This is a genomic window from Mesorhizobium sp. M7A.F.Ca.CA.002.05.1.1, assembly GCF_003998335.1.
In the GTDB taxonomy this organism is placed as follows: Bacteria; Pseudomonadota; Alphaproteobacteria; order Rhizobiales; family Rhizobiaceae; genus Mesorhizobium.
In genome coordinates this window covers 1-5,204 of sequence record NZ_RZQI01000401.1, presented here as the reverse complement: position 1 = coordinate 5,204, position 5,204 = coordinate 1, and the positions used below count along the sequence as shown (strand labels likewise).

The window sequence follows — 5,204 nt, the reverse complement described above, 5'->3', positions numbered from 1 at the left end:
GTACTGGAATCACTGGAAACCGCACTCGCGCGCGGCGCCACGATTCTTGGCATCCTGCGCGGCTGCGGCGAAAAGGCGGACGATTTCCACCGCACCCGCTCGAAGCCGGACGCTTCGCCGGCGATCGCGGCGGTTCGTGCTGTGCTAGCCGATGCCGGCTTGAGCCAGGACGAGATCGACTACGTTAACGCCCACGGCACCTCGACGCCGGAAAACGACAAGATGGAGCATCTGTCGCTGTCGACGGTGTTCGGCGAACGGATCGGCTCGATGCCGGTCTCGTCGAACAAATCGATGATCGGCCACACGCTGTCGGCGGCGGGCGCCGTCGAGGCGGCGTTCTCACTGATGACGATGCGCGAAAGCGTCATCCCGCCGACCATCAACTATGACAATCCCGACCCCGCGATCGTGCTCGACGTGGTGCCGAACAAGAAGCGCAATGCCGAGGTCCGCACCGTGCTGTCGAACTCCTTCGGCTTCGGCGGCCAGAACACTTGCCTTGTCATGGCGCGGGAACCGGTCTAAGCGACCTTTTTCAGCCAGACCGAAACCGACAGGCCCAATGCGCGCATTGCAACTTATCGAGGACCGCCGTCTTGAAACGGTGGACCTGCCGCCTCCCCCACCGCCGGCACTTGGCGAAGTCACGCTGCGCATCAAGGCGGTGGCGCTGAACCATATCGACGTCTGGGGCTGGCGCGGCATGGCCTTCGCCAAGCGCAAGCTGCCGCTGGTCGTCGGCGCCGAAGCCTCGGGCGAGGTCGAGGCGGTAGGCTCCGGCGTTTCCAGCCTGCTGCCCGGACAATTGGTATCGATCTACGGCGCGCGCACCTGCGGCCTCTGCCGAGCCTGCCGCGAAGGCCGCGACAACCTCTGTGAACATGTTTCGGGTGTGCACGGTTTCCATCTCGACGGTTTCGCGCAAGAGAAGATCAACCTGCCGGCTCGCCTGCTGGTCCCCGCCCCGCCCGGCGTGACCGACATCGGCGCGGCGGTCGCGCCCGTCACCTTCGGCACGGTCGAGCACATGCTGTTCGACAACGCCAGGCTACAGCCCGGCGAGACGATCCTTATCCATGCCGGCGGATCCGGCATCGGCTCTGCGGCCATCCAGCTGGCCAAGCGGATGGGCTGCACCATCATCACCACGGTCGGCTCCAACGACAAGATCGACAAGGCCAAGGCGCTCGGCGCCGACCATGTCATCAACTACCGCGACGACCGTTTCGAGGGCGTCGTGCGCAAGCTGACCAAGAAGAAGGGCGTCGATGTCGTCTTCGAACATGTCGGCGCCGACACTTTTGCCGCCTCGATGCTGTGCCTGAAGCGCGGCGGCCGCCTGGTGACCTGCGGTTCGACTTCCGGCGTGTCGACGCAGATCAATCTGATGCAGCTGTTCCAGCAGCAATTGAAACTGCTTGGCTCGTTTGGCTGCCGCATGGAAAACATGGCCAACGCCATGCAGAAAATGGCGGCGGGACAGGTCGCACCCGTCATCGACACCGAAGTCGGCTTCGACGGTATCGACGCCGCGCTGAAGCGCATGGAAGGCCGCGACGTTTTCGGCAAGATCATCCTGCGCGTCGGCTAGAGCCTTGACCTCTGTGTTCAAGAAGTTCCGCCGGGATCTAAAATTTCGCTACGGCAGGCAACTGCGCCAGCTCAATTACTGGCTGGTGGCGCGCGCCGCAATGATGATCATCTCGGTCCTGCGCCTGCTGCCGGCCGACAGTGCGTTGAATTTCGCCGACCGCGCCGCACGCATGGTCGGCCCCCGGGTGGGACGCCATCAGGTCGCCGTCGACAATCTGCGCAAGGCCTATCCGGAAAAGGGCGAAGCCGAGATCCAGGCGATCGCCTCAGACATGTGGGGCAACATGGCCCGTCTTGCCGCGGAATACATCTTTCTCGACGCCCTCTTCGACTATGACCCTACAGCGATCAAGCCCGGCCGCATCGAGGTCAAAGGAGCGGACCACTTCCTCGAAATCGCCAGCGAAGTGAAGCCGCACATCGTCTTTACCGGCCATCTCGGCAATTTCGAACTTCTGCCGGTGGCGGCGGCGACCTTCGGCATGAACATCACGGCGCTGTTTCGCCCACCCAACAATCCTTATCTTGCCGACTACATCCTCTCGACGCGCCGCTCGACCATGGGCTCGTTGCTGCCATCGATGGCCGGTGCCTCATTCGCCTTGGCCGGGGTCCTGGAGAACGGCGGCAACATCGGCATCCTTGTCGACCAGAAATTCTCCAGCGGACTGGAGACGACATTCTTCGGCCGTCCGTGCCAGAGCAATCGGGTGCTGGCCACCCTTGCCCGTCACTATGACTGCGACGTCTATCCGGCTCGCTGCATCAGGCTGCCAGGCAACCGCTTCCGGCTCGAAATCGAGGACAAGCTGACATTGCCGCGCACGGCTGACGGCAGCGTCGATGTCCACGCCACCACCCAGCGTCTCAACGATGTCGTCGAACGCTGGGTGCGAGAAGATCCCGGCCAGTGGATGTGGTTCCACAAAAGGTGGGAGATCAGCGGCGGGCGTCGAAAGCGGCCCTCGCAGGCAAAAGCGGTCCCGAACGCTTAAACGGAACTGCTGGCGAGGGTATTAGCCCTGCGCCAGCCGACAACAGCGAACCTGAATCTCTTCAGTTGGTGACGACAATGCGCGTATTGCCGAAACCGGCTTGCCGAACCATCGCATAGAAGGCGGCGGCATTGGTCGGGTGCAAGCGCACACAGCCATGCGATGCCGGGCGCCCGAGCTGCCTCACCGCGCCGGTGCCGTGAATGGCATAGCCGCCGCGGAAGAACACCGAATGAGGCATTGGCGACATGTCGTATTTGCGCGAATACCACATCCGCGCCGTCCGTTGCGGCCGATAGCTGCCGCGCGGCGTAATGTAACCTTTGCGCGCGGTGGAGACGCTCCACCGGTAAACCGACGCGCCATATCTGACGGTCATCGTCTGCGAAGACACGTCAATATTTGCAACGAGGCTGGCTGCCCAGCCCTGCCCCGAAGCACCGAACAGCATCGCAACAAACACGGCTGCCATGAGAACTGTCTTTTTCATGCGATCAAACCCCTTTGATTGCCCCTAACCTGCCTGCCCTCAAATTGTCTCTCATCTTTTTAATGGCAGATGAACGGGCTAACACACACACCTTGACCAATTCGCCAATCCAAAGCAGCGAATTTGAACGATTTCCCGCAATAGTTGCCGCAACGACACGCCGCACAGGCTCGATCACCAACGGGCTTGCAAAACCGCCGAGATCGCTGCTCAACTCTGGGCATGAACGAGCGACTCCTCCGGGCAATCGATGACAGGCGCGACGATGTCGTCGCGCTGACCACTGAGCTGATCCGTTTTCCGACCATCAATCCACCCGGCGAGGCCTATCGGCCATGCGCCGAATATCTCGGCGCGCGGCTGAAGAAGAGTGGTTTCGAGACCGAATTCATCCGCGCCGAAGGCACGCCCGGCGACACCGACCGCTACCCGCGCGTCAATGTCGTTGCCCGTTTCGACGGAAGATCGTCAGGCGCCTGCGTCCACTTCAACTCGCACATCGACGTGGTCGAAGCCGGCGACGGCTGGACCGTCGATCCTTTTGCCGGCATCGTCAAAGACGGCAAGGTCTATGGTCGCGGCGCCTGCGACATGAAGGGCGGACTGGCCGCCTCGATCATCGCAGCCGAAGCCTTCCTGGAAGTCTTCCCCGACTTTCCCGGCGCCATCGAAATATCCGGCACCGTCGACGAGGAGTCCGGCGGCTTCGGCGGCGTCGCCCATCTGGCCAGACTAGGCTATTTCTCAAAACCCAGGGTCGACCACGTCATCATTCCCGAGCCGCTCAACAAGGATCGCATCTGCCTCGGGCATCGCGGCGTCTGGTGGGCGGAGATCGAGACCAAGGGCGAGATCGCGCACGGCTCGATGCCGTTTCTCGGCGACAATGCGGTGCGCCACATGGGCGCCGTGCTGAGGGCTTTCGAGGACGAGCTGTTCCCTGCGCTTGACCGTAAGATGACGCGCATGCCGGTCGTGCCCGAAGGGGCAAAACGCTCGACCATGAACATCAATTCGATCCATGGCGGCCAGACCGAGGACTTCCGGCCCGGCCTGCCGTCGCCCAACGTGCCCGACTCCTGCCGGCTGACCATCGACCGTCGTTTCCTGCTGGAGGAAGATCTCGACACCGTCAAAGGCGAAGTGACCGGTATTCTCGACCGGCTAAAGCGCGAGCGGACAAAATTCGACTACGAAATCCGCGACCTGATGGAAGTGCTGCCGCTGATGACCGAGCGCGACGCCCCGGTGGTCAAGGCGGTTGCGCAAGGCATCATGGCGATCTTCGACCGCGAACCCGGCTATGTCATTTCGCCCGGCACCTACGACCAGAAGCACATTGCGCGCATCGGCCATATCTATGATTGCATCGCCTATGGGCCGGGCATTCTCGACCTCGCCCACCGGCCGGACGAATGGGTCGGGATAGCGGACATGGTAGAATCGGCCAAGGTGATGGCGATAGGGCTCAACGTGCTGCTGCGCGGCACAGCCGCGGGGTAAGGCGCACCGCGACAAGCTTCGACCTGCCGATGCAGTGGCCAGGACAAAACATTCCCGGCCACGCCAACGGGCAGAACGAAACGCAATTTACTCCGCGGCGAAATCACGCTTCTATCGCCCGGGTTCGAGCACGTGTCTGAAACGCATGGGGAGTCGCACGATGAAACTGTGGAAAACCATCCTGGCGGCCGCGGTGCTGTCGCTGGCCGCCGGCGCTTCCGCGTTTGCCGCGCGGACCGACCTGGTCATCGGCATTCCGCTCGAACCCCCGCATCTCGATCCGACCGCAGGTGCCGCCGCGGCAATCGACGAGGTTCTATATGCCAATGTGTTCGAGGGCCTGACACGCATCGGGCCCACTGGCGAGGTGCTGCCGGATCTGGCCGAAAGCTGGACCATTTCCGATGATGGAAAGGTCTACACCTTCAAGCTGCACACCGGCGTGAAATTCCATGACGGCACCGACTTCGATGCCGGCGACGTGAAATTCTCGCTCGATCGAGCCCGCGCCGAAAATTCGGTCAACGCGCAAAAGGGCCTATTCGCGGCCATCGATACGATAGACGTCGTCGATCCGGCGACCGTCAAAGTGACGCTGAAGAACCCGCAGGGATCCTTCC

General features: G+C 62.3%; 6 protein-coding genes and 1 pseudogene. 5 read left to right on the top strand and 2 right to left on the bottom strand.

Features of this window, described 5'->3' with window-relative positions; genetic code table 11:
- From EN939_RS19895 to EN939_RS19885, 3 genes and pseudogenes are all read left to right on the top strand, one after another.
- Positions 1–528: pseudogene (locus EN939_RS19895) on the top strand (beta-ketoacyl-ACP synthase); the annotation flags it as partial.
- A 37-nt stretch (positions 529–565) separates the two neighbouring features.
- Complete coding sequence (locus tag EN939_RS19890; RefSeq protein WP_127269349.1) at positions 566–1,594, top strand: zinc-binding dehydrogenase; 1,029 nt, start codon at positions 566–568, stop codon at positions 1,592–1,594.
- A gap of 13 nt (positions 1,595–1,607) precedes the next feature.
- Positions 1,608–2,591 carry a lipid A biosynthesis lauroyl acyltransferase gene (locus tag EN939_RS19885; RefSeq protein ID WP_164748868.1) on the top strand — a complete coding sequence of 328 codons (984 nt, stop codon included), beginning with the start codon at positions 1,608–1,610 and terminating at the stop codon, positions 2,589–2,591.
- Between the two features lie 61 nt (positions 2,592–2,652).
- Here the strand turns inward: EN939_RS19885 and EN939_RS19880 are convergent, their stop codons facing one another.
- Together EN939_RS19880 and EN939_RS38570 are read right to left on the bottom strand one after the other, a co-directional pair.
- Entirely contained in the window at positions 2,653–3,081 is a 429-nt protein-coding gene (locus EN939_RS19880) for a L,D-transpeptidase (RefSeq protein WP_023812266.1), read from the bottom strand.
- A gap of 4 nt (positions 3,082–3,085) precedes the next feature.
- The gene (locus tag EN939_RS38570) at positions 3,086–3,295 is read right to left on the bottom strand and encodes a hypothetical protein (RefSeq protein WP_128362166.1); all 210 of its coding nucleotides are present in this window, start codon (positions 3,293–3,295) and stop codon (positions 3,086–3,088) included.
- An 8-nt stretch (positions 3,296–3,303) separates the two neighbouring features.
- Here EN939_RS38570 and EN939_RS19875 point away from each other — a divergent pair, with 8 nt between their 5' ends.
- Positions 3,304–4,584: an acetylornithine deacetylase/succinyl-diaminopimelate desuccinylase family protein gene (locus EN939_RS19875; RefSeq protein WP_127269347.1), complete on the top strand. Its 1,281-nt coding sequence runs from the start codon at positions 3,304–3,306 to the stop codon at positions 4,582–4,584.
- A 160-nt stretch (positions 4,585–4,744) separates the two neighbouring features.
- A partial coding sequence (locus tag EN939_RS19870) for an ABC transporter substrate-binding protein (RefSeq protein WP_245473122.1) occupies positions 4,745–5,204 on the top strand: 460 nt, incomplete at its 3' end.